This is a genomic window from Pseudomonas sp. GNP012 (assembly GCF_054343835.1).
The window spans coordinates 2,104,482-2,126,731 of sequence record NZ_JBTGUU010000001.1; the positions used below are offsets into that span (position 1 = coordinate 2,104,482).

Annotated in this window: 20 protein-coding genes; 12 read left to right on the top strand and 8 right to left on the bottom strand. The window is 60.3% G+C overall.

The window, feature by feature from the left end:
* Window positions 1-131 precede the first annotated feature (131 nt).
* The 5 genes from ACXX83_RS09440 (at window position 132) to ACXX83_RS09460 (ending at window position 5,947) form a co-directional block, all read left to right on the top strand.
* On the top strand, window positions 132-1,796 hold the full coding sequence (locus ACXX83_RS09440; protein WP_458548223.1) for an AMP-binding protein: 1,665 nt from the start codon (window positions 132-134) through the stop codon (window positions 1,794-1,796).
* A 13-nt stretch (window positions 1,797-1,809) separates the two neighbouring features.
* Window positions 1,810-2,571, top strand: a complete 762-nt coding sequence (locus ACXX83_RS09445) for an SDR family NAD(P)-dependent oxidoreductase (RefSeq protein ID WP_095966772.1) — start codon at window positions 1,810-1,812, stop codon at window positions 2,569-2,571.
* A gap of 12 nt (window positions 2,572-2,583) precedes the next feature.
* Window positions 2,584-3,777, top strand: coding sequence for an acetyl-CoA C-acyltransferase (locus ACXX83_RS09450; protein WP_458548224.1), 1,194 nt, complete (start codon window positions 2,584-2,586; stop codon window positions 3,775-3,777).
* Between the two features lie 143 nt (window positions 3,778-3,920).
* Window positions 3,921-5,048: an acyl-CoA dehydrogenase gene (locus tag ACXX83_RS09455; protein WP_126045725.1), complete on the top strand. Its 1,128-nt coding sequence runs from the start codon at window positions 3,921-3,923 to the stop codon at window positions 5,046-5,048.
* A gap of 125 nt (window positions 5,049-5,173) precedes the next feature.
* The gene (locus ACXX83_RS09460; protein WP_217838296.1) at window positions 5,174-5,947 is read left to right on the top strand and encodes an enoyl-CoA hydratase; all 774 of its coding nucleotides are present in this window, start codon (window positions 5,174-5,176) and stop codon (window positions 5,945-5,947) included.
* Between the two features lie 116 nt (window positions 5,948-6,063).
* Here the strand turns inward: ACXX83_RS09460 and ACXX83_RS09465 are convergent, their stop codons facing one another.
* From ACXX83_RS09465 to ACXX83_RS09475, 3 genes are all read right to left on the bottom strand, one after another.
* On the bottom strand, window positions 6,064-7,215 hold the full coding sequence (locus ACXX83_RS09465) for an acyl-CoA dehydrogenase family protein (RefSeq protein WP_458548226.1): 1,152 nt from the start codon (window positions 7,213-7,215) through the stop codon (window positions 6,064-6,066).
* A 3-nt stretch (window positions 7,216-7,218) separates the two neighbouring features.
* Entirely contained in the window at window positions 7,219-8,325 is a 1,107-nt protein-coding gene (locus ACXX83_RS09470; RefSeq protein WP_458548228.1) for an enoyl-CoA hydratase/isomerase family protein, read from the bottom strand.
* 164 nt (window positions 8,326-8,489) lie between these two features.
* Entirely contained in the window at window positions 8,490-9,380 is an 891-nt protein-coding gene (locus ACXX83_RS09475; protein WP_015094981.1) for a LysR family transcriptional regulator, read from the bottom strand.
* 101 nt (window positions 9,381-9,481) lie between these two features.
* Between ACXX83_RS09475 and ACXX83_RS09480 the strand changes: the two genes are divergently transcribed.
* Both ACXX83_RS09480 and speB read left to right on the top strand, forming a co-directional pair.
* Complete coding sequence (locus ACXX83_RS09480) at window positions 9,482-10,573, top strand: polyamine ABC transporter substrate-binding protein (protein WP_458548230.1); 1,092 nt, start codon at window positions 9,482-9,484, stop codon at window positions 10,571-10,573.
* Between the two features lie 17 nt (window positions 10,574-10,590).
* The gene (gene speB / locus ACXX83_RS09485; RefSeq protein ID WP_458548232.1) at window positions 10,591-11,550 is read left to right on the top strand and encodes an agmatinase; all 960 of its coding nucleotides are present in this window, start codon (window positions 10,591-10,593) and stop codon (window positions 11,548-11,550) included.
* Between the two features lie 116 nt (window positions 11,551-11,666).
* Here speB and ACXX83_RS09490 read toward each other — a convergent pair whose 3' ends face one another.
* Both ACXX83_RS09490 and ACXX83_RS09495 read right to left on the bottom strand, forming a co-directional pair.
* The gene (locus ACXX83_RS09490; RefSeq protein ID WP_458548233.1) at window positions 11,667-12,215 is read right to left on the bottom strand and encodes a dihydrofolate reductase family protein; all 549 of its coding nucleotides are present in this window, start codon (window positions 12,213-12,215) and stop codon (window positions 11,667-11,669) included.
* 938 nt (window positions 12,216-13,153) lie between these two features.
* Entirely contained in the window at window positions 13,154-14,206 is a 1,053-nt protein-coding gene (locus tag ACXX83_RS09495) for an aldo/keto reductase (RefSeq protein ID WP_458548234.1), read from the bottom strand.
* Window positions 14,207-14,364: 158 nt separating this feature from the next.
* Here ACXX83_RS09495 and zapE point away from each other — a divergent pair, with 158 nt between their 5' ends.
* The 3 genes from zapE to ACXX83_RS09510 all read left to right on the top strand — a co-directional run bounded on the left by zapE (window position 14,365) and on the right by ACXX83_RS09510 (window position 16,689).
* Window positions 14,365-15,483 carry a cell division protein ZapE gene (gene zapE / locus ACXX83_RS09500; protein WP_458548235.1) on the top strand — a complete coding sequence of 373 codons (1,119 nt, stop codon included), beginning with the start codon at window positions 14,365-14,367 and terminating at the stop codon, window positions 15,481-15,483.
* Between the two features lie 15 nt (window positions 15,484-15,498).
* Window positions 15,499-16,080: a DinB family protein gene (locus tag ACXX83_RS09505; RefSeq protein ID WP_458548237.1), complete on the top strand. Its 582-nt coding sequence runs from the start codon at window positions 15,499-15,501 to the stop codon at window positions 16,078-16,080.
* 117 nt (window positions 16,081-16,197) lie between these two features.
* Window positions 16,198-16,689 (top strand): GNAT family N-acetyltransferase, encoded by a 492-nt coding sequence (locus ACXX83_RS09510; protein ID WP_015094987.1) that lies wholly within the window; start codon window positions 16,198-16,200, stop codon window positions 16,687-16,689.
* A gap of 295 nt (window positions 16,690-16,984) precedes the next feature.
* Here ACXX83_RS09510 and ACXX83_RS09515 read toward each other — a convergent pair whose 3' ends face one another.
* The 3 genes from ACXX83_RS09515 to ACXX83_RS09525 form a co-directional block, all read right to left on the bottom strand.
* Window positions 16,985-17,194, bottom strand: coding sequence for a hypothetical protein (locus tag ACXX83_RS09515; protein WP_015094988.1), 210 nt, complete (start codon window positions 17,192-17,194; stop codon window positions 16,985-16,987).
* Between the two features lie 153 nt (window positions 17,195-17,347).
* Window positions 17,348-19,084: a phosphoethanolamine transferase CptA gene (locus ACXX83_RS09520; RefSeq protein ID WP_458548238.1), complete on the bottom strand. Its 1,737-nt coding sequence runs from the start codon at window positions 19,082-19,084 to the stop codon at window positions 17,348-17,350.
* Between the two features lie 199 nt (window positions 19,085-19,283).
* Window positions 19,284-19,466, bottom strand: a complete 183-nt coding sequence (locus ACXX83_RS09525; RefSeq protein ID WP_007970071.1) for a DUF6026 family protein — start codon at window positions 19,464-19,466, stop codon at window positions 19,284-19,286.
* Window positions 19,467-19,739: 273 nt separating this feature from the next.
* Between ACXX83_RS09525 and gnd the strand changes: the two genes are divergently transcribed.
* Both gnd and zwf read left to right on the top strand, forming a co-directional pair.
* The gene (gene gnd, locus ACXX83_RS09530; RefSeq protein ID WP_217838305.1) at window positions 19,740-20,720 is read left to right on the top strand and encodes a phosphogluconate dehydrogenase (NAD(+)-dependent, decarboxylating); all 981 of its coding nucleotides are present in this window, start codon (window positions 19,740-19,742) and stop codon (window positions 20,718-20,720) included.
* Window positions 20,717-22,231 (top strand): glucose-6-phosphate dehydrogenase, encoded by a 1,515-nt coding sequence (gene zwf / locus ACXX83_RS09535; RefSeq protein WP_102673777.1) that lies wholly within the window; start codon window positions 20,717-20,719, stop codon window positions 22,229-22,231. Before gnd ends, zwf begins: the two co-directional genes overlap by 4 nt.
* Window positions 22,232-22,250: the final 19 nt, after the last annotated feature.

The window sequence follows — 22,250 nt, forward strand, 5'->3', positions numbered from 1 at the left end:
GAGGGCTTTGGCCAAAGCAGTCAGGCAACTTGATAACTTTGACCATTGCCCGCCACCCCTGGCAGAGCGAGTATTTCCCTGTTGATTACGGTTCCCCCCAACCTAATAAGAAACACAAAGGGATTCTGGCAATGCGCGATTACTTGTCTGCTACAGATCAGTTCAACTATCAGCACACAGTCGACGCCACACTCGCAGGCGATCTGACGGCACTCAACGCCTGTGTCGAATGCTGTGACCGGCATGCCTTGCCGGGGCGCATCGCGCTGTTCTGGGAGGGGCGCGACGGCGCCAGTGCGACCTACACCTTCACTGATTTGCAGGACAAGGCCGCGCGTTTCGCCAATTACCTGTTGGCCCAGGGCGTGAAGAAGGGCGACAAGGTCGCCGGCCTGATGCCACGCAACATCGAATTGCTGATCACCGTGTTTGCCGCCTGGCGCATCGGCGCGGTGTATCAACCGCTGTTCACCGCGTTCGGCCCCAAAGCCATCGAGCACCGCCTGAGCTGCTCTGGCGCCAAAGTGGTGGTGACCGACGCGGTGAACCGACCAAAACTCGCCGAAGTCGCCGACTGCCCGACCATCGTTACCGTCACCGGCCCCAAAGGGCAGGGCCTGGTGCGTGGCGATAGCAGTTTCTGGGCCGAACTGGCCAACCATTCCTCCCACTGCGAACCCGTGCTGCTGACTGGCGAAGATCCGTTCCTGATGATGTTCACCTCGGGCACCACCGGCCCGTCGAAAGCGCTGTCGGTGCCGCTCAAGGCCATCGTTGCGTTCCAGAGCTACATCCGCGACGCGGTTGACCTGCGCCCGGAAGACGCTTTCTGGAACGTCGCCGATCCGGGTTGGGCCTACGGCATTTACTACGGTGTCACCGGGCCCATGTCGATGGGGCATCCGATCACATTTTACGATGGCCCGTTCACCCTCGAAAGCACCTGCCGGGTGATCAACAAGTACGGGATTACAAATCTCGCGGGTTCCCCGACGGCCTACCGTTTGCTGATTGCCGGCGGCGATGAGTTCGCCAGGTCGATCAAGGGCAAGCTGCGCATCGTCAGCAGCGCCGGCGAACCGCTGAACCCGGAAGTGATCCGCTGGTTCGCCGACAACCTCGACGTGGTCATCCACGACCACTACGGCCAGACCGAGTTGGGCATGGTGCTGTGCAACCACCATGGCCTTGAACACCCGATTCATATGGGCGCCGCCGGTTTTACCTCGCCGGGCCACCGCATTGCGGTCCTCGATGACGAATACAAGGAACTCGGCGTTGGCCAGCCCGGCATCCTGGCCATCGACCGCAGCCAGTCGCCGATGTGCTGGTTCGCCGGCTACGAAGGCGGACCGACCAAGGCCTTTGTCGGCAACTACTACTTGAGTGGCGACACCGTCGAGTGGAACCCGGACGGCAGCATCAGCTTCGTCGGTCGCAGCGATGACGTGATCACCACCTCCGGCTACCGGGTCGGCCCGTTCGATGTGGAAAGTGCGCTGATCGAACACCCGGCCGTGGTCGAGGCCGCCGTGGTCGGCAAACCCGATCCGGAGCGCACCGAACTGGTCAAGGCGTTCGTCGTGCTCAGCCCGCAATACCGCGCAGAACCTGCGTTGGCCGAAGAGCTGCGCCAGCACGTACGCAAGCGCCTGGCGGCGCATTCCTACCCCCGTGAAATCGAATTTGTCAGCGAGTTGCCGAAAACCCCAAGCGGCAAATTGCAGCGCTTTATCTTGCGCAACCAGGAAATCGCCAAGGCTCAAGAGGCTGCGGCGAAGAACCTTCCAGCTTGAAAGGGAAACAATGATGCAGATCCAGAACAAGATTTTTATCGTCACCGGTGGTGCTTCAGGCCTCGGCGCAGCGACGGCCGAGGTGCTGGTCGCCGCAGGCGCGAAAGTGATGCTGGTGGACATGAATGCCGAGGCCGTTGCAGCCCAGGCCCAGCGCCTTGGCGCGCATAGCGTGGTGGCGGACATCAGCAACGAAGCGGCGGCCGAAGCGGCCGTGCAGGCGACGGTCGAAGCCTTTGGCGGCCTCAATGGCCTGGTCAATTGCGCCGGCATCGTGCGTGGCGAGAAGATTCTCGGCAAGAACGGTCCGCACTTGCTGTCCAGTTTCAGCCAGGTGATCAACGTCAACCTGATCGGCAGCTTCAACATGCTGCGCCTTGCGGCAGCGGCGATTGCGCAAACCGAAGCGGATGCCGATGGCGAACGCGGCGTGATCATCAACACCGCGTCTGCCGCGGCATATGACGGTCAGATCGGTCAGGCGGCCTACTCGGCGTCCAAAGGGGCGATCGTCAGCCTGACGTTGCCGGCGGCCCGTGAACTGGCGCGCTTCGGCATCCGTGTAATGACCATTGCACCGGGCATTTTCGAGACGCCGATGATGGCCGGCATGACCCAGGAAGTCCGCGATTCCCTGGCCGCTGGCGTGCCATTCCCGCCGCGTTTGGGCAAACCGGGCGAGTATGCCGGGCTGGTCAGGCATATTATTGAAAACAGCATGCTCAACGGCGAGGTGATCCGTCTCGACGGTGCCTTGCGCATGGCCGCCAAATAAGGAGGATTTGTCATGACAATGTCCAACGATCCGATTGTAATCGTCAGCGCCGTCCGCACCCCCATGGGTGGATTCCAGGGCGAACTGAAAAGCCTGACCGCGCCGCAACTGGGTGCCGCCGCTATCAAGGCCGCCGTTGAGCGTGCCGGCGTTTCCACTGACAGCATCGACGAAGTGCTGTTTGGCTGCGTTCTGCCGGCCGGCCTTGGCCAGGCCCCTGCGCGCCAGGCGGCACTGGGTGCCGGGCTGGATAAATCAACCCGCTGCACCACCCTGAACAAGATGTGCGGTTCGGGCATGGAAGCGGCGATTCTGGCCCACGACATGCTGGTGGCTGGCAGTGCCGACGTGGTGGTCGCCGGTGGCATGGAAAGCATGTCCAACGCGCCTTACCTGCTGGACCGTGCCCGTGCCGGCTACCGCATGGGCCATGGCCGGGTGCAGGACTCGATGTTCCTGGACGGCCTCGAAGACGCCTACGACAAGGGCCGCCTGATGGGCACCTTCGCCGAAGACTGCGCCGAAACCAACAGCTTCAGCCGGGAAGCCCAGGACGCGTTCGCCATCGCCTCGACCACCCGCGCGCAACAGGCGATCAAGGACGGCAGCTTCAAGGCCGAAATTGTCCCGCTGACCGTGACGGTCGGCAAAGAGCAAGTGGTGATCAGCAACGACGAGCAACCGCCAAAAGCCAAACTGGACAAGATCGCTTCGTTGAAACCGGCGTTCCGCGAAGGCGGCACGGTGACGGCGGCCAACTCCAGTTCGATCTCCGACGGTGCGGCGGCATTGGTGCTGATGCGCCAGTCCCAGGCACAGAAACAAGGCCTGAAGCCGCTGGCGGTGATCCATGGCCACGCCGCGTTCGCCGACACCCCGGGCCTGTTCCCGGTGGCGCCAATCGGAGCGATCAAGAAATTGATGAAGAAAACCGGCTGGTCGATCAATGACGTCGATCTGGTGGAAGTCAACGAAGCCTTCGCCGTGGTCGGCATGGCCGCGATGACTCACCTGGAAATCCCCCACGAGAAACTCAACGTGCACGGCGGCGCTTGTGCCTTGGGCCACCCGATCGGGGCGTCCGGTGCGCGGATTCTCGTGACCTTGCTGTCGGCCCTGCGCCAGAAAGGCCTGAAGCGCGGCGTCGCGGCGATCTGCATTGGTGGCGGTGAAGCGACGGCAATGGCCGTGGAATGCCTGTACTGAGGCAATACTTTCCAATGTGGGAGCGAGCCTGCTCGCGAATGCGGTTTGTCATCTGACGATGATGTCGACTGACTCGGCCTCTTCGCGAGCAGGCTCGCTCCCACAGGTTCTTGCATTCAGCACGATTTTTTTAAGGATTCACCATGATCCCCAATGACGACCAACAACAGATCCGCGACATGGCCCGGGACTTTGCCCAGGAACGGCTCAAACCCTTCGCCGCCGAGTGGGACCGCGAACACCGCTTCCCCAAGGAAGCCATCGGCGAGATGGCCGGTTTGGGCTTCTTCGGCATGCTGGTGCCGGAGCAGTGGGGCGGGTGCGACACCGGTTACCTGGCCTACGCCATGGCGCTGGAAGAAATCGCCGCCGGCGATGGCGCCTGCTCGACCATCATGAGCGTGCACAACTCCGTGGGTTGTGTGCCGATCCTCAACTACGGCAACGACGAGCAGAAGGAGCGCTTCCTCAAGCCGTTGGCCAGCGGCGCGATGCTCGGCGCTTTCGCCCTGACCGAGCCCCAGGCGGGTTCCGACGCCAGCGGCCTGAAAACCCGTGCGCGTCTGGAAGGCGACCACTACGTGCTCAACGGCTGCAAGCAGTTCATCACCTCCGGGCAGAATGCCGGGATAGTGATTGTGTTTGCGGTGACCGATCCGAACGCCGGCAAACGTGGCATCAGCGCGTTTATCGTACCGACCGATTCGCCGGGCTATAAAGTCGCGCGGGTCGAGGACAAACTCGGCCAGCACGCGTCCGACACCTGCCAGATCCTCTTCGAAGACGTGAAGGTGCCGGTGGCCAACCGTTTGGGCGAGGAGGGCGAAGGCTACAGGATTGCCCTGGCCAACCTGGAAGGTGGCCGCGTCGGCATCGCCTCGCAATCGGTGGGCATGGCCCGTGCCGCGTTTGAAGCGGCTCGCGACTACGCCCGTGAGCGCGAGAGTTTCGGCAAGCCGATCATCGAGCATCAGGCCGTGGCGTTCCGCCTGGCGGACATGGCCACCCAGATCGCCGTGGCGCGGCAAATGGTGCACTACGCTGCGGCCCTGCGCGACAGCGGCAAGCCGGCCCTGGTCGAGGCGTCGATGGCCAAGTTGTTCGCCTCGGAAATGGCCGAGAAGGTATGCTCATCGGCGCTGCAAACCCTCGGCGGTTATGGTTACCTCAACGACTTCCCGCTGGAACGCATCTACCGCGACGTGCGGGTGTGCCAGATCTACGAAGGCACCAGCGACATTCAGCGCATGGTCATTTCGCGCAACTTATAAAAAGCAGACCCCTGTAGGAGCTGCCGCAGGCTGCGATCTTTTGATCTTTAAAATCAAAGTCAAAAGATCGCAGCCTGCGGCAGCTCCTACAAGGGATCTGGTCTTATGTGAAACAGGAGTTGTTTATGAGCTACGAAACGATTTTGCTGGAAACCCACGGCCGCGTTGGCCTGATCACCCTCAACCGTCCTCAGGCGTTGAACGCGTTGAACGCGCAGATCGTCAGCGAACTGAACCAGGCCCTCGATGGTTTCGAGGCGGATGCGAACATCGGCTGTATCGTCCTGACCGGTTCGAAAAAGGCGTTTGCCGCGGGTGCCGACATCAAGGAAATGGCCGAGCTGACCTACCCGCAGATCTACCTCGACGATCTGTTCAGCGACAGCGACCGCGTCGCCAACCGCCGCAAGCCGATCATCGCAGCGGTCAACGGTTTTGCCTTGGGTGGCGGTTGTGAGCTGGCGCTGATGTGCGATTTCATCCTGGCTGGCGACAACGCCAGATTCGGCCAGCCGGAAATCAACCTGGGCGTGTTGCCGGGCATGGGCGGCACCCAACGCCTGACCCGCGCCGTGGGCAAGGCCAAGGCCATGGAAATGTGCCTGAGCGGGCGCTTGATCGATGCCGTGGAAGCGGAGCGTTGCGGCATTGTGGCGCGGATCGTGCCAAGCGATGAGCTGCTGGACGAAGCACTGAAAGTCGCGGCGTTGATCGCCAGGAAGTCGCTGCCGATTGCAATGATGGTCAAGGAAAGCGTCAACCGTGCCTTTGAAGTGAGCCTGTCCGAAGGCGTGCGCTTTGAGCGTCGGGTGTTCCATGCGGCGTTTGCGACGCAGGATCAGAAGGAAGGCATGGCGGCGTTCATTGCCAAGCGTGAGGCGGAGTTCGTCGGTAAGTAATGCGGCGTATTTGCTGACGCCTTCGCGAGCAAGCCCGCTCCCACAAAGGGATCTCATAAACGCCGGGATCCAATGTGGGAGCGGGCTTGCTCGCGAAGCTTTTGATTTTTACCGAGTCAAACCAGATAGTTCTTCAGTTCACGGGCAATCACCATCCGCTGAATCTCGCTCGAGCCTTCGTAGATCTGCGTGATCCGAGCATCCCGGTAGTACTTCTCCACCGGATAGTCTTCCAGATACCCGTACCCGCCATGAATCTGAATCGCGGACGAACAGACCTTTTCCGCCATTTCCGACGCAAACAGCTTGGCCTGTGATGCCTCCGACAGGCAGGGCTTTCCAGCTGTGCGCAGGCGCGCAGCGTGCAGGATCATCAACCGTGCGGCGTTCAGTTGCATGTGCATGTCGGCCAGCAGGTTGGCGATGCTCTGGTGTTCATTGATCGTCTTGCCAAACTGCACCCGGTCCCGGGAATAGGCCAGCGCCGCTTCGAACGCCGCGCGGGCGATGCCCAGCGCCTGGGCGGCGATGCCGATACGACCGCCTTCGAGGTTGGACAGGGCGATGGCCAGGCCTTTGCCGCGTTCACCCAGCAGATTGGCTTCGGGGATGGCGCAGTTGTTCAGGGTGACGGCGCAGGTGTCGGATGCGCGGATACCCATTTTGTGTTCAGTGCGGTCAACGATAAAACCGGCGGTATCGGTCGGTACCAGGAACGCCGAGATGCCACGTTTGCCCAGGTCCGGATCGGTCACGGCAAATACAATCGCCAGTTTGGCGCGCTTGCCGTTGCTGACGAATTGCTTGGCGCCGTTGATCACCCATTGGCCGTCGCGCAGTTCGGCGCGGGTGCGCAGGTTGTGCGCTTCGGAACCGGCCTGGGGTTCGGTCAGGCAGAAGCAGCCAATGACCTTTCCGCTGGCCAGGTCCGCCAGCCAGGTCTGTTTCTGTTTTTCGCTGCCGTAGTTGAGCACCGGCCCGCAGCCCACGGAGTTGTGGATGCTCATGAAAGCGCCGGTAGCGCCGTCGCCGGCGGAAATCTCTTCTACCGCCAGTGCATAGGCCACGTAGTCGACATAGGTGCCGCCCCATTCCTCGGGGACCACCATGCCCAGCAGGCCCAGCTCACCCATCTTCGCCACCAGACCGTCATCGATCCAGCCGGCCTTTTCCCAGGCCTGGGCATGGGGCGCGATTTCGCCACGGGCAAAATCCCGGGCCATGTCGCGGATCATCACTTGCTCTTCGCTCAATTCGATATCGTGCATGGCTCAGCCCTCGTTCCGGTCAAAACCGCTGAAGAAGCTCGCCACGTGTTCGGCGTCCAGCGCCTTTAGAGTGGGCGGGTTCCAGCGTGGTGTCTTGTCTTTGTCGATCAACAAGGCGCGCACGCCTTCGATCAGGTCGCCGCGCTCGAACCACTGGCGGTCCAGGTGCAGCTCAAGGGCGAAACATTGTTCAAGGGGCAGCTCGCGTCCGCGACGGAGCATTTCCAGGGTGACGCCCATGGCCAGCGGCGAGCGGGTTTCCAGCAGGTCGGCGGTGCTGGCGGCCCACGCATGGCTGTCGGCGACTGTGACCTGACGCAGTTGCTCCACAATACTCGGCACGTCGGGTTGGGCGAAGAAGTGGTCGATGGCCGGGCGCAGTGCACTCAACGGAGCGTTGGGCAGTTGCTGGACGGCGAGTGTCGCCAGCAGGCTTTGCAGGTCCTTGAGTGGTGAGTCATGCCATTCGAGCTGGTCGAGTTTTTCGTCCAGCGTGCCCAGTTTGTCGCTTTCGAGGTACCAGTCGGCCAGGCCGCAATACAGCGCATCGGCGGCGCGAATCTGCACACCGCTGACGCCCAGGTAAATCCCCAGTTCACCGGGGATGCGCGGCAGGAAGTAGCTGCCGCCGACGTCCGGGAAATAGCCGATACCGACTTCCGGCATGGCCAGGCGGCTTTTCTCGGTGACCACCCGCAGGTCCGCGCCTTGCACCAGGCCCATGCCGCCGCCGAGGACAAAACCGTCCATCAGGGCCAGCACCGGTTTGCGGTAATGGTGGATCGCCAGGTCAAGGGCGTATTCCTCGACGAAGAAATCTTCGTGCAGGGTGTCGCCGCTTTTGAAGCTGTCATGCAGCGAACGAATGTCGCCGCCGGCGCAGAAGGCTTTTTCGCCGGCACCGCGCAGGACCACGGCATGGACTTGCGGATCCTGGGACCAGGCGTCGAGCTGGCGGTGCAGGTTGCGCACCATGTCCAGGGTCAGGGCATTGAGGCCGGCGGGGCGGTTGAGGGTCAGGTGACCGATGTGGTTGCGAACCTCGGCCAGCACTTCGTTTTGCATGGCATCCATGGACAGCGGCCCATTCGATGTAACCTGAGCAGTCATCACTAACTCCCTGCTTTTATTGTTCTTTATCGAGATGCTCGCGCGCGAGCGATGGCGGATCGTAACAGTGCAAATTTGCCGTGTACAAGCCGGATAAGTGCAGGTTATCTGTGCATTTTTGCATGTGGATGTCCGGCATTGTTGCAGCGTAGACCACGGCGGATTCAGACAAACGCCGCGAGCAGATCCTCTTCGAAGGCCTTCTGCGCATCCCCGGCCACCTGTGCCCGGTGCCGGGCCAGGTGAAACGCGACGTCGAAACTCATGTCGCTGCGCACCGACCGCAGCAATCCCTTGTCTTCCCAGGTGCGGGCAAAGTGGCTGGGCAGATAACCGATATGCTTGCCGGACAGGATGAAGGCGAGGGTGCCTTCGACCTGTTCCGAACGCGCCGAACAGCGCTTGCCCTGAAAAGGCTCGTCACTGCGCAGGAAACGGTAGGGGTGATCGACCCGGTCGCAGGCCTGGAGATCCTGATCGTCCGGTTGCGCGCTGGTGAACAGCGGATGGCCGGGGGCGCAATACAGATGCTGGGTTTCAATGAACAGTTCGCGGTAGTCAAACGCGCTTTGCACCTGCGAGAAGTAGCCGATGGCCAGGTCCAGCCGCTGTTGCAGCAGCAAGCGCTCCATCTCGCCGGGCATGGCACTGATCAGCTCGATGCGCACCGACTCGTCCCGTTCACGAAAGCGCCGGATCGCCTCGGCCACCCGCTGCAGCACCGATTGATCCAGCGCCTCGGACAGGCCCAGACGCACTTCGCCGATCAGGCGCCCGGCCACGCCGTTGGATTGATGGCGGAAGGCTTCGATGGACTGGAACAAGCCACGGGTGGCGCTGAGGAGTTGTTCGCCCTTGGGCGTGAGCCTGAACCCGCCTTTACCGCGACTGCACAGCCGATAGCCGAGGCGGGTTTCCAGCTTGGCCATCTGCTGGCTGATGCTCGACTGGCTCAACCCCAGCTGGCCCTGGGCGGCGCTGAATCCGCCGCACTCCACCACGCTGACAAACAGACGCAACAGGTGCAGGTCCAGATCATGCAGTTGGCCGAGCATCAAACATTACTCCGCAATAAAGTCAGGTTAATTAACTTGATATTTTATCAATGTAACCGACGACGCATCCTGCAACCACTTCCTCTGGTCAGGTGTTCGTCATGGCTCCCATGTTCAAGCTGTGTTTACCCGCGTTATTCCTTGCCATGGCCGCATCGGCCCAGGCCGAGGACAAGGTGGTCAATCTGTACAGTTGGGCCGATTACGTCGCCCCCGAAACCCTGCAACGGTTCGAGCAGGAAACCGGCATCCATGTGCGCTACGACACCTTTGACTCTTCGGAAGTGCTGGAGACCAAATTGCTCACCGGCGGCAGCGGTTATGACGTGGTGGTGCCGTCCTCCAGCGTGCTGGCCCGGGGGCTTGCGGCCGGGGCGCTGAAACCGATTCCCCACGAAGGCCTCAAGGGTTATGCCAACCTCGATCCGGATTTGCTGGGAAAGCTCGCCGCCGTCGATCCCGGCAATCGCTACGGTGTGCCTTATACCTGGGGCACCCTGGGTTTGGGCATGAACGTCGAGGCGCTCAAGCAGCGCTTGCCGGACGTACCGCTCAACAGCCTGGATCTGCTGTTCAAACCCGAGTACGCGAGCAAGCTGAAAGATTGCGGCATCGCCATTCTCGATTCGCCCCAGGAGGTGATCGGACTCGCTCTACATTACCTGGGTAAAGATCCCTACAGCACCGACAGGAACGATCTGTCAGCCGCCGAGGCGTTGTTGCATCAGCTGCAGCCGAACGTGCTGTACGTCGCCACCGGGCGGCAGATCAGCGACCTGGCCAATGGCAGCGTGTGCCTGGCATTGACCTACAACGGTGACGCGAGCATGGCTGCCGACCAGGCACGCAAGGCCGGCAAACCCTATGAAATTGCCTACCGGATTCCCAGGGAGGGCACCCTCGTCTGGCAGGACAACCTGGCGATTCCCAAGGACGCGCCGCACCCCGAAGCCGCCCGTGCCTTTATCGAGTTCATGTTGCGCCCCGAGTCCGTGGCGGCACTGACCAACACCCTGTTCTTCGCCACGGCGAACCAGGCCGCCACGCCGCTGGTGGATGAAGCGGTGCGCACCGATCCGGACATCTACCCCCTGGCTGATGTACGTGAGCGGCTGTACGCCGACCGCAGCATGAACCTCAAGGACCTGCGTCAGCGCACCCGCCTGTGGACCACTTTCCGTAGTCGCCAATAACAAAAAAGGAGCCTTCAATGGACGTCCCGATGCAGAACGATCAAGCCCTTACCCGTGACAGCCTCTATGGCACGGCCGCCGAAAGTACCTACGCCGGTATCACCAGTTTCATGCGTCGCCGCTACAGCCGTGACTTGCGCGGGGTCGACGTGGCGGTCAGCGGTGTACCCTTCGACACCGCCACCAGCAACCGCCCCGGCGCACGCTTCGGACCACGGGGCATTCGCGCCGCCTCCGCCGGGATCGCCTGGGAACGGCACTGGCCGTGGACCTTCGACCCGTTCGACCATCTCGCGGTGATCGACTACGGCGATTGCAATTTCGATTACGGTTCGCCGCAATCGACGCCGGAATGCATCGAGGCCCACGCCGAGCACATCCTCAATGCCGGCACGGCGATGCTGACCTTTGGCGGCGACCATTTCATCACCTATCCGCTGCTCAAGGCCCATGCCCGCAAGCACGGGGCGTTGTCGCTGATCCACTTCGACGCCCACAGCGACACCTGGCCGGACGAAGAGGGCAAGCGCATCGACCACGGCACCATGTTCTGGCACGCGGCCAGGGAAGGGCTGGTGGATCCGTCGCGCTCGGTGCAAATCGGCTTGCGCACCACCAATGACGATCACCAGGGCTTTCAAGTGCTGGATGCGCGACAGGTGCATCGCCGTGGCTGCGAAGCGATTGTCGAGGCGATTCGCGCGCGGGTCGGCGATAACCCGGTGTACCTGACCTTCGACATCGACTGCCTCGATCCGGCATTCGCTCCCGGTACCGGAACACCGGTGTGCGGCGGCCTGAGCACGGTGCAGGCGCTGGAGATCCTCGGCGGCCTGCGCGGGATCAATCTGGTGGGCATGGACGTGGTGGAAGTGGCCCCGGCCTATGACAGTGCGGAGATCACCTCACTGGCGGCGGCGACATTGGCGATGGAGATGCTGTGTCTGTATGCGGCCAGGCATAAGGTCGATCGGTAAAACACAATCTCCCTGTGGGAGCGAGCCTGCTCGCGAAAGCGGTGTGTCAGTTGGTGCAGCGGTAGACTGACACTCCCTATTCGCGAGCAGGCTCGCTCCCACAGTCGTGATGGGTGTCAGGCCACTGGAACGATTGGCAGGTCGAGGATGCATTCCATGGCACCGCTCTGCAGCGTACGCTGTTTTCTTGGAACGACTTGAAGCGCGCGGTCAACGGGCAGTACGGGAACGCCCGAGCCCAGAAAGATCGGAATGGTGGTGATGAACAGCTGCTGCAATTCCCCGGCGTCGGCAAAACAGGCTGCCGTTTTACCGCCACCGACCAGCCAGACATTCTTGCCCTTCGCCGCTTGCCTGGCCCTGGCTGCGATGGCCCCGGCATCTCCGCGTACGAAGGTGATATCCAGATTGGCGGGGACTGACAGATTCCGGTTGCTCATGACAAAGGCGGGTACATCCTGGTAGGGCCAGTCATCGGGAGCGTTCGACATGATCCAGTCATAGGTCTGCGACCCCATGACCACCGCTCCGACTGTCTGATAAAAATCATCATAGGCCGTTGCGTCATCCCCCAGCGCAAAGTTCTCCAGCCAATCGAGTTTGTTTTGTTGAGTGGCAATATAACCATCTAGGGTGGCAGCTACGTAATAAACCAGCGTCGACATGTGTTTTCCTTTCCTTGTAATCATCCAGGCGAGAAATGATCCATAAATAAACTGCCCCTCTCGAAAGTAGCGAGGGGCGATGGAGATCATTTGTTTCGGGTAGGCGAAGATAATGCTGTTGCCACTTGGTAGGCGCTTTACCTGGTTGCGCCGTATACTATCTCCTTGGTAATGGGGTAAGTATTTTTACTTTTCGTGCTGATACGGCGAAGCAGCGGAGCTTTATGCCTCATACAGCTTGTAAAGTGTTCTTGATTACAAGGCGCATTTTAATTTTTAACTTTGAATTTTAGGCGTAGTGCGGCTATTTCAGTTGGATTTATGATTGAATATTTAGATTGCAAATCAAATGATAAGAGAGTAACAAAATGCTGCGATGGCCCAAAAATCTGGGTGGGAAGCCAACTTTTAGGAATGATCTGTAGGAGTGTTCTGGAAAAAAGCCCGAGATCAAAAACATAAGTTCTGGAAATACGGGGGGCTCCAGACAGATATTTTTCAAAAGAGTGGGTCTTTCAGAGTTTCCCTAGATCGCGCCAGGCTATATAAGAGTAGCTCAAATGGGAAATTCATTTTTGAGTCAGTGCGCTAGTTGGGGGTGGGTGTTATTTGCTTGGTGGCTGCTTATTTAATTTTTATTTGTGTGGGGTGGGTTTTCACTACTAAAGTCCATAATGAGTAACTATCGATATGTGGAAGATCAATAATGGCTTGCGTTTTTTCTGACGGAAAAAGGGAGTGGAAATCCAGATTTTGTGCATGCGTTCAGTCGTATTGCGCCAACTTATGAAGATAAGTACGGTACCAAACTGAGTCAGACCCATGATGAATGTCTGCGAGTATTGAGCCTGCTCGCGATGGCGGTCTTGCATTCAACATCTCTGTTGGCTGACAGGGCCTCATCGCGAGCAGGCTCGCTCCCACAGGTTTGATGGGTGTCAGGCGACTGGCACGATTGGCAAGTCGAGCACCTGACCACCACTGAACCGCGCGAACGAACCGGCAATGGATTCGTGCGGAACGCCTTTGGCTACGTCACTGACACCGTCCAGCCGCGCCAGTTGATCAGTGCTCAACTGCACATCCAGCGCCCCCAACGTGGCATCCAACTGTTCACGAGTCCGCGACCCGAGGATCGGAATCAGCGCCGTGGTTGAGCGTTTGGCCTTTTCCCGCAACCAGGCAATCGCCACATGGGTCGGGCTGGCGTCGAGTTCTGCGGCGACGTCGATCAAGGTGTCGAGCAGGGCGGTTTCGCGGTCGCTTTTTTCAGCATGAATCAGCACGCCGAGCTTGTTAGCGCGGTTGTCGCCTTCGCTGTTGCGATATTTACCGGTGAGGAAGCCACCACCCAGCGGCGACCATAGCGTCGCGGCCAGGCCAAGGGCTTCGGCCATCGGCAGTTGTTCGCGCTCGGCGGTGCGTTCGGCGAGGCTGTACTCGACCTGGATCGCAGCGATCGGCGCAAAACCACGGACTTCGGCCAGCAGGTCGGCGCGAGCGATGCGCCACGCGGGAAAGTTCGACAGCCCGGCATAGTGGATCTTGCCGGCACTGACCAGGTCGTCGAAGCCGCGCAGGATCTCTTCCATGGGGGTGACGCCGTCGCTCATGTGGGCCCAGAACAGGTCGATGTGATCGGTCTTCAGTCGTTTCAGGCTCTCTTCGACGGCGCGCACCATGTTCTTGCGGCTGTTGCCGGTGTGGGAAATACCGGCCGCCGGTGTAGTCCCCAGGGTGTATTTGGTGGCGATGATCAGGCTATCCCGTTCCGCTTGGATGAATTCGCTGAGCATGGCCTCGGACTGCCCGCCCTGATAACCATTGGCGGTATCGATGAAGTTGCCGCCGGCTTCCAGGTAGCCATCAAAAATGCGTCTGGCTTCGTCACGCTCGGCACCATGGCCCCAGCCGGTACCGAAATTGCCGGCGCCCAGGGCCAGTTCGGACACTCGCAAGCCGGTTTTACGACCGAAAACTTTGTAATGCATGGGATAACTCCAGAGGGATGACGACAGGGTTTATAAATGATGCATGACATGCATTAAATATGATGGTGATAATTTAAATCGTCAAGGTGCATTTCTTCCCTGCACAAAACCGCCGATCGCCGGTCACGTCATCACTGCGCAATGGCATACTGCCGCCCATGACTTTCGAATCCCCCTTAAGTGCCTGGCAGCACGCGATCGAGCAAAAGGGCTTCGTCCAGGACGAGGCCCAGGAGCATGCCGTGTGGGCGCTGCAAAAATGCCACGAAGCGCTGCATGAAGGCCGCTCTCCCGTTTGCGGCGTGTACCTGTGGGGGCCGGTGGGGCGGGGTAAAACCTGGTTGATGGACCAGTTCTACCAAAGCCTGCGAGTACCGGCGCGGCGCCAGCACTTTCACCACTTCATGGGCTGGGTGCACCAGCGTTCGTTTCAACTGACCGGCACCGCCGACCCGCTCAAGGCGTTGGCCCGTGAGTTGTCCGAAGCCGTGCGCGTGCTGTGTTTCGACGAGTTGTTCGTCAATGACATCGGCGACGCGATCATTCTCGGGCGCCTGTTCCAGGTGATGTTCGAGCAGGGCGTAGTGGTGGTCTGCACCTCCAACCTGCCGCCGGACCAGTTGTACGCCGACGGTTTCAATCGTGACCGTTTCATGCCCGCCATCGCCGCGATCAAGCAACACATGCAGGTGATCGCGGTGAATGGCGCAGAAGACCATCGCCTGCATCCGGGGGCCGTTTCGCAGCGCTATTGGGTGGCTGAACCAGGCAAGCCCGGTGCGCTGGGTGAGGTGTTCCAGGCGTTGAGCGACGGCCAGTCGGAATCGTGCGAGCCGGTCCCGGTCGGTTACCGCTCGCTGGAAGTGGTCAAGGCCAGCCCGACCGTGCTCTGGACCCGTTACGCCGCGCTGTGCGAGCAACCCTTCGCGGCCATGGATTTCATCGCCCTGTGCGATACCTTCGACGCTATTCTGTTGGGGGACGTACCTAACCTCAGCGCGCAAAAACGTGCCGGGCGCATCGCCCGCGGTACCGAGGACGGTGTCGAGCGGGTGGAAGCGGGGGACCGCGAGCTGCCGCAATTGTCGGTGCATGACGACGGCGTAAGACGTTTCATCGCGCTGGTGGACGAGTGCTACGACCGCAAGGTGCCGCTGTACGTTGAGGCCCAAGTGCCGATGGCAGCGCTTTATACCGAGGGTTATCTGGAATTCCCGTTCCGCCGCACCCTCAGTCGATTGCAGGAAATGCAGTTGCAACGGTTTGCCGAAGTCTGATCGGGAGCAGCACACATGAATCAGCCCCTGTCGCACCACCTGCTGACCATGGCTTATCAGAATGCCTGGGCCAACCACCGATTGGCCAAGGCCTGGAGGCAGTTGAGTCCGCAGGAGTTGATCGCCGCCCGGGTCAGCTTCTTCCCCAGTATCCGCGCGACCCTCAACCACATTCTCACCTGCGACTGGTTTTATGTGGATGCGCTGGAGCGCGAAATGCGCGGTGACGATCCGCATCCCGATTGCCGGGTGTTTTTCAAGGAAGACGAACCCTGCCTCATCGCGTCGGACCTTGTTCGTGAACAGGCCCATGTCGACCGCCGATTGATCGCTTACTGCGAACAGCTGCGCGACGCCAGCCTTGGCAAAATAGTGACCATCGCCCGCGACACGCCGCAACACGACAGCCGTTTGCGCCTGCTGTCCCATTTGTTCGAACACCAGATCCATCATCGTGGTCAGGTTCACGCCATGCTCAGCGGCACCTCGGTCAAGCCACCGCAACTCGACGAGTTTTTCTGCGCCGGCGAGTCGCACTTGCGGGCCGAGGATTTTGCCGAGCTGGGGTGGACGGAAGCGTTGATCTGGGGCGTTTGAACGCCAAAGAATTGCGCGGTGGTGATTGTAGATACCCGGGTGCTCGCGCTATGGTCCGCCGGTACTTCAGCGTGAAATACAGGCTGGGGGCTACTTCATGTGTGATCGAGGATGGAAATGGACTCCGCAGAAATTCTTGTGCTTCAGGCCAGTTACACCAATCCGGTGCATGCCGAGGCTATTTGTCTGGTGTTGAACCACTACGCCGAGGACCCGATGGGGGGCGGCCAGCCGTTGCCGGCCCATGTACTGGAGCAACTCCCGGCAGAGCTTGCCAGGCGTCCCCACGCTTTCAGTGTGCTGGCCTTTGTCGGGGGCGAGCCGGCCGGGCTGGTCAATTGCTTCGAGGGCTTCTCGACCTTTGCCTGCCGGCCGTTGGTCAATGTGCACGACGTGTCGGTGGTGAAAAAATTTCGCGGCCTGGGCTTGAGCCAGAAGATGCTGCAAAAGGTCGAGGACATCGCTCGTCAGCGTGGCTGCTGCAAGCTCACCCTGGAAGTGCTGGAAGGCAATGCCGTGGCGCAGGGCTCGTATGAAAAAGCCGGTTTCGCCGCCGGCATGTTCGACCCGGCCCATGGACGCATGCTGTTCTGGACCAAGAGCCTCTAAATCGACAGAACGTTTTTTGGGCATGCTCCCCTGTAGGAGCTGGCTTGCCAGCGATGGTCGTGAACGATAGCGCGTGTGAACCGGATAAACGCGGTCCCCTGTAGGAGCTGGCCTGCCAGCGATGGTCGTTAACGATGACGCGGGTGAACTGGATGAACGCGGCGCGCTTGAGTCCATCGCCAGCAGGCTGGCTCCTACAGTGTCAGTGTCCCGGAAATGTGTGTAGAGCCCAAAAAAGGGCGTCCATCAGGACGCCCAAACGGTCTTCTGCGACTGTAGAGCCGCAGTCAGAGGATCATTTCGGTCTGTAGGTTTCAGTCATTTGTGCGGTTTGATCGTCAGGCACCCGTAGTTCGGTGCTCTGGATCGGATGGCCGAGGGCTTCTTGCTGGGCCAGTCGCAGACTTTCGAAGTAATAGCGCATGCGTTCGGCTCCACCTTCGGCGAATGCGCTGGTCGAACCCAGCGCCATCAGGCCGGCGAGGATCACGGCGGTGCGTTTCATGGTATGCCTCCCACTAAAGTTGTCGGATGCCTTTCGTCCATGAATCAATGAAGCAGTGTCGAAATGGCATTATCCGCCGATTCGCTTAAATGGGAATTAACTTCACCGCTGGCCGCCCCATGAAAAAGGGGCCGCAAGCGGCCCCTGAAAGGATTACTGCTGAACGACCGCGGGTGACGTTTTCGCCTTCATCAGGCTGAAGTCGATCAACGCGCGCTGCTCACGCTCATAGGGGTTGCCGATCATCAATGGCCGGGCCTTGAAACTGTCGCTGACCACACTCTTGCTGCGATCGAGTTCGTCGAAGCTCAGGCCTGCCAGATCGGCCCAGGTGTGGATCAGGTGCGAGCTGCTGTAAGGACGCGACAGATTGCCGGCGAGGTTCCAGTCATGGCTTGCCCGCCACTTCGGCGAAGCCCAGGCCATGAACGGAATGGTGTACATCGGTGCCGTGGGCTTGTTCTCGTTACGCCCCAGGGTGTTGTGACCCGCGGAATCGAACACGTCTTCACCATGGTCGGAGAGGTACAGCAGGAAGCCGTTCGGATCGGTTTTGGCGTAGTCCTTGATCAGGCTGGAGACCACGAAATCGTTGTACAGCACGGCATTGTCATAGCTGTTGTACGTCGGCACCTGATCGTCACGTACGCCGGCCGGTACGCCATTGCGGTCCTGGAACTTGTCGAAGGTCGACGGGTAGCGGTACTGGTAGCTCATGTGCGTGCCGAGCAGATGCACGACGATGAGTTTGCGCGGCGCCGCGTCGGCCAGGGCCTTGTTGAACGGCTCGATCACGTCGCCGTCGTACTGCGCGGCGTTCTGGTTGCGGTTGTTGTTCAGGTACACCTGCTCGTCGGCCTGTTCGGAGAAGGTCGTGAGCATGGTGTTGCGCTTGGTCATGGTCTGCTGGTTGGTGATCCAGAAGGTTTTGTAACCGGCCTGTTTCATCATGCTGACCAGCGATGGCGTCGACAGGTACAGGTCCGGGTTTTCTTCGTCGGCGAAGGTCAGGACCTGTTGCAGCGCTTCAATGGTGTAGGGGCGCGGGGTGATGACGTTGTCGAAAACGTCCAGTTGATCCTTGAGCTTGTCCAGTTCCGGCGTGGTTTGCCGCGGGTAACCGTACAGGCTCATGCGCTGACGGTTGGTGGACTCGCCGATCACCAGCACCAGGGTCGCAGGCGTGTTGGCCATGGCGTCCTTGAGGTTGTGCAGCGGCGCAATCCTGCTGGCGCTGTTGAGCATGTCCTGCATGCCGGCCAGGGTTTCCAGGTAACGGTGATAGGCCACGGCCATCTGCCATGGCACCGCCGGCTCGATGCGGGTTTCGAACTTGTCGAAGCCTTCGGCGAAACTGCCGGTGCGCAAGGTTTGCTTGATCAGCGGATAACCGACCACTGCCACGACAATGCCCAGCGCCGCCACGATGGCCTTGCCACGGGGCAGGTACACCGGGCGCAGGCGAGTCCACAGGAAATAGGCAAATGCTGTGTGGGCCAGGAACGCCGGGATCATCCACCAGGCAAAGTACTGGGTCATGTACTCGCCGGCTTCAGCCACGTTCGACTCGAACATGATGAAGATGACGCTCTGGGAAAATTCCTGCTGATAAATGAAGAAGTAGCCCAGGCTCGCCATGGAACACGCCCACAGCACGATGCCGATCACGGCGGCCATGACACGGGTCTGTTTGGGGAACAGCAGCATCGGTGCCAGCCAGATCGCGCTCATGACGAAGGCCTGGCGGAATCCGGAAAACCCGGAGGTGCCCGTCAGCTGGATCAACAGTTGGGTAATGCCGGAAAAGTACCAGAAGAATACAAACAGCCAGACGAATCCGGCCCAATCAAAACCTGCCGCAGTCGTTTTGCTGCGTTCGAACAAAGACATTCAGCGCTCCAGCCGAGAATTCACTACCACCGCCGGGACTTGGAAATCGCGGACGACGAACGAGGGCCGCGCGGAACCGGGCGGCCTGAAACGAGTAATTATCGTGGGGTAATTGTGAAAATTTCGTGAGTTGCCGCAGATGGCAGGGCATGAGCCGGTGCGGAAGCAGTGCAGACTGCTCCCGCTTGAGACGGGGGAATCAGGCGAGTGGGGCGCGTTGCACCGCAGCCAGGGGCTGCGTCTGACCCGTTTGCAGCAGCAGTCGCAACTGCGCCAGTTCCTGTTTCAATTGATCGCGTTCGTCCTTCAACTGACGCAATTCATCGCGACGGATAGTGACGTAAAGGGTTTGTGCTGGCAGTGCGGTATGTACTGTGCCCATTGCTCACCTCGCAAATGGCGTGTCTCAACTGTAGAGCCGCGTCGAAATCAACGGCTGATCTACTATCGGCGCCGATTTTGATTTCTTTTGCTCCGGAAGGGAACTTTTTTATTTTTCATTGTCGTTGTGTCTTCGGCTTGATTCCCGACGTTATCCATCAGGATCGGGCACAATGCCCGGAAACTTCACGCCAACGCTCTGGACTAACCTCATGAGTCGCGTTGGGCTATAACCTTTGACACACTTTTTATTTGTAGTAGGGAGCATCAGCACATGCAACTCGGGATTATTGGACTGGGCCGCATGGGCGGCAATATTGCGCGGCGCCTGATGCTCAACGGGCACACCACCGTTGTTTACGACCGCAATACCGCCTTTGTCGAAGCCCTGTCCGCTGAGGGTTCCACCGGCGTCACGGATCTTCCTGCGCTGGTCGCTGGCCTGGCCAGGCCGCGTGCGGTGTGGGTCATGCTGCCGGCAGGCGCGCCGACCGAAGAGACCATCGACACCCTGAGCACCTTGCTCGAAGCTGGCGACACCATCATCGACGGCGGCAACACCTTCTATAAGGACGATATCCGTCGGGCCAGGACCCTGTCGGAAAAAGGCCTGCATTACATCGACGTCGGTACATCCGGCGGCGTCTGGGGCCTGGAGCGTGGCTACTGCATGATGATCGGCGGCGATGCCGCGACCGTTACGCGTCTCGACCCGCTGTTCGCAACCCTGGCCCCGGGCATGGGCGACATCCCGCGTACCAAGGACCGCAAGTCCGACGACGATCGTGCCGAGCGTGGCTACATTCACGCAGGTCCAGCTGGCGCCGGGCATTTCGTGAAGATGATCCACAACGGCATCGAATACGGAATGATGCAGGCCTTCGCCGAAGGCTTCGACATTCTGCAAACCAAAAACAGCGAGAGCTTGCCAGCCGACCAGCGTTTCGATCTGAACGTCGCCGACATCGCCGAAGTCTGGCGTCGTGGCAGCGTGGTGTCCTCATGGTTGCTCGACCTGACGGCCGACGCCCTGGCCAGTGATCCGAAGCTCGACGGTTTCTCCGGGTCGGTGGCCGACAGCGGTGAAGGTCGCTGGACCATCGAAGCGGCGATGGAGCAAGCGGTGCCGGTGCCGGTGCTGTCGAACTCGCTGTTTTCCCGCTATCGCTCGCGCGGCCAGGGCACCTTTGGCGACAAGATTCTCTCGGCCCAGCGCTTCGGCTTCGGCGGCCATGTGGAGACCTCGAAAAAATGACCCACGTGATCCGCAGGAAATCCAAGGCTGAGCCTGCACCCGCGACGACGCTGTTTCTGTTTGGCGCCCATGGCGACCTGGTCAAGCGTCTGTTGGTGCCGGCGCTGTATAACCTCAAGCGCAACGGGCTGCTCGGGGATGGACTGCGGATCATTGGCGTTGACCACAACGCCATCAGCGATGAAGGTTTTGCGCAAAAGCTCGAAGACTTCATTCGCAACGAGATGGCTGGCAAGGGCGATCACACCCTTGATCCAGCGGTCTGGTCCAGACTTGCCAAAGGCATCAGCTACGTCCAGGGCGATTTCCTGGACGACAGCACTTATCAAGCGCTGGCGGCGAAAATCGCCGACAGCGGAACCGGCAATGCGGTGTTCTACCTGGCCACCGCGCCGCGTTTCTTCAGTGAGGTGGCGCGCCGACTCGGTGCCGCCGGCTTGCTGGAAGAAACCCCCGAGGCCTTCAGAAGGGTGGTGATCGAAAAACCCTTCGGCTCCGACCTGCAAACGGCCGAGGCCTTGAATGCCTGCCTGCTCAAGGTGATGACGGAAAAGCAGATCTACCGGATCGATCACTATCTGGGCAAAGAGACCGTACAGAACATTCTGGTCAGCCGGTTCTCCAACAGTCTGTTCGAAGCGTTCTGGAACAATCACTACATCGACCACGTGCAGATCACCGCCGCTGAAACCGTCGGCGTGGAAACCCGTGGCAGTTTTTATGAGCACACGGGCGCGCTGCGGGACATGGTGCCCAATCACCTGTTCCAGTTGCTGGCGATGGTGGCGATGGAGCCGCCCGCCGCGTTCGGCGCCGATGCGGTGCGCGGCGAGAAGGCCAAGGTCGTCGGCGCGATCAGGCCCTGGACAGTCGAGGAGGCCCGCGCCAACTCGGTGCGCGGCCAGTACGCCGCGGGTGAAATCGACGGCAAGGTGCTGCCGGGCTATCGCCAGGAAGACAAGGTCGCGCCCGACAGCAATACCGAAACCTATGTGGCCCTCAAGGTCATGATCGATAACTGGCGCTGGGTCGGGGTGCCGTTCTACCTGCGCACCGGCAAACGCATGAGCGTGCGTGACACCGAGATCGTCATCTGTTTCAAGCCTGCGCCCTATGCGCAGTTTCGCGACACCGAGGTCGATGAGCTGCAGCCGACATATTTGCGCATTCAGATCCAGCCGAACGAAGGCATGTGGTTCGACCTGTTGGCCAAACGTCCCGGTCAGGCCCTGAAAATGGACAACATCGAACTGGGGTTTGCCTACAAGGATTTCTTCGAGATGCAGCCGTCCACGGGCTACGAAACCCTGATCTACGATTGCCTGACCGGCGATCAGACGTTGTTCCAGCGCGCCGACAACATCGAAAACGGCTGGCGCGCCGTACAGCCGTTCCTCGATGCCTGGCAGCAGGACGCCAGCGTGCAGAGCTATGCCGCCGGGGAAAACGGCCCGAAGGCCGGCGAAGAATTGCTCACCCGTGACGGTCGCGTCTGGCACCGACTCGGGTAATGTGGGAGCGAGCTTGCTC

Coding starts and splice junctions, on each gene's coding strand:
- ACXX83_RS09440 (WP_458548223.1), top strand. CDS start 132: ATGCGCGATTACTTGTCTGCTACAGATCAGTTCAACTATCAGCACACA.
- ACXX83_RS09445 (WP_095966772.1), top strand. CDS start 1,810: ATGCAGATCCAGAACAAGATTTTTATCGTCACCGGTGGTGCTTCAGGC.
- ACXX83_RS09450 (WP_458548224.1), top strand. CDS start 2,584: ATGACAATGTCCAACGATCCGATTGTAATCGTCAGCGCCGTCCGCACC.
- ACXX83_RS09455 (WP_126045725.1), top strand. CDS start 3,921: ATGATCCCCAATGACGACCAACAACAGATCCGCGACATGGCCCGGGAC.
- ACXX83_RS09460 (WP_217838296.1), top strand. CDS start 5,174: ATGAGCTACGAAACGATTTTGCTGGAAACCCACGGCCGCGTTGGCCTG.
- ACXX83_RS09465 (WP_458548226.1), bottom strand. CDS start 7,215: ATGCACGATATCGAATTGAGCGAAGAGCAAGTGATGATCCGCGACATG.
- ACXX83_RS09470 (WP_458548228.1), bottom strand. CDS start 8,325: ATGACTGCTCAGGTTACATCGAATGGGCCGCTGTCCATGGATGCCATG.
- ACXX83_RS09475 (WP_015094981.1), bottom strand. CDS start 9,380: ATGCTCGGCCAACTGCATGATCTGGACCTGCACCTGTTGCGTCTGTTT.
- ACXX83_RS09480 (WP_458548230.1), top strand. CDS start 9,482: ATGGCTCCCATGTTCAAGCTGTGTTTACCCGCGTTATTCCTTGCCATG.
- speB (WP_458548232.1), top strand. CDS start 10,591: ATGGACGTCCCGATGCAGAACGATCAAGCCCTTACCCGTGACAGCCTC.
- ACXX83_RS09490 (WP_458548233.1), bottom strand. CDS start 12,215: ATGTCGACGCTGGTTTATTACGTAGCTGCCACCCTAGATGGTTATATT.
- ACXX83_RS09495 (WP_458548234.1), bottom strand. CDS start 14,206: ATGCATTACAAAGTTTTCGGTCGTAAAACCGGCTTGCGAGTGTCCGAA.
- zapE (WP_458548235.1), top strand. CDS start 14,365: ATGACTTTCGAATCCCCCTTAAGTGCCTGGCAGCACGCGATCGAGCAA.
- ACXX83_RS09505 (WP_458548237.1), top strand. CDS start 15,499: ATGAATCAGCCCCTGTCGCACCACCTGCTGACCATGGCTTATCAGAAT.
- ACXX83_RS09510 (WP_015094987.1), top strand. CDS start 16,198: ATGGACTCCGCAGAAATTCTTGTGCTTCAGGCCAGTTACACCAATCCG.
- ACXX83_RS09515 (WP_015094988.1), bottom strand. CDS start 17,194: ATGAAACGCACCGCCGTGATCCTCGCCGGCCTGATGGCGCTGGGTTCG.
- ACXX83_RS09520 (WP_458548238.1), bottom strand. CDS start 19,084: ATGTCTTTGTTCGAACGCAGCAAAACGACTGCGGCAGGTTTTGATTGG.
- ACXX83_RS09525 (WP_007970071.1), bottom strand. CDS start 19,466: ATGGGCACAGTACATACCGCACTGCCAGCACAAACCCTTTACGTCACT.
- gnd (WP_217838305.1), top strand. CDS start 19,740: ATGCAACTCGGGATTATTGGACTGGGCCGCATGGGCGGCAATATTGCG.
- zwf (WP_102673777.1), top strand. CDS start 20,717: ATGACCCACGTGATCCGCAGGAAATCCAAGGCTGAGCCTGCACCCGCG.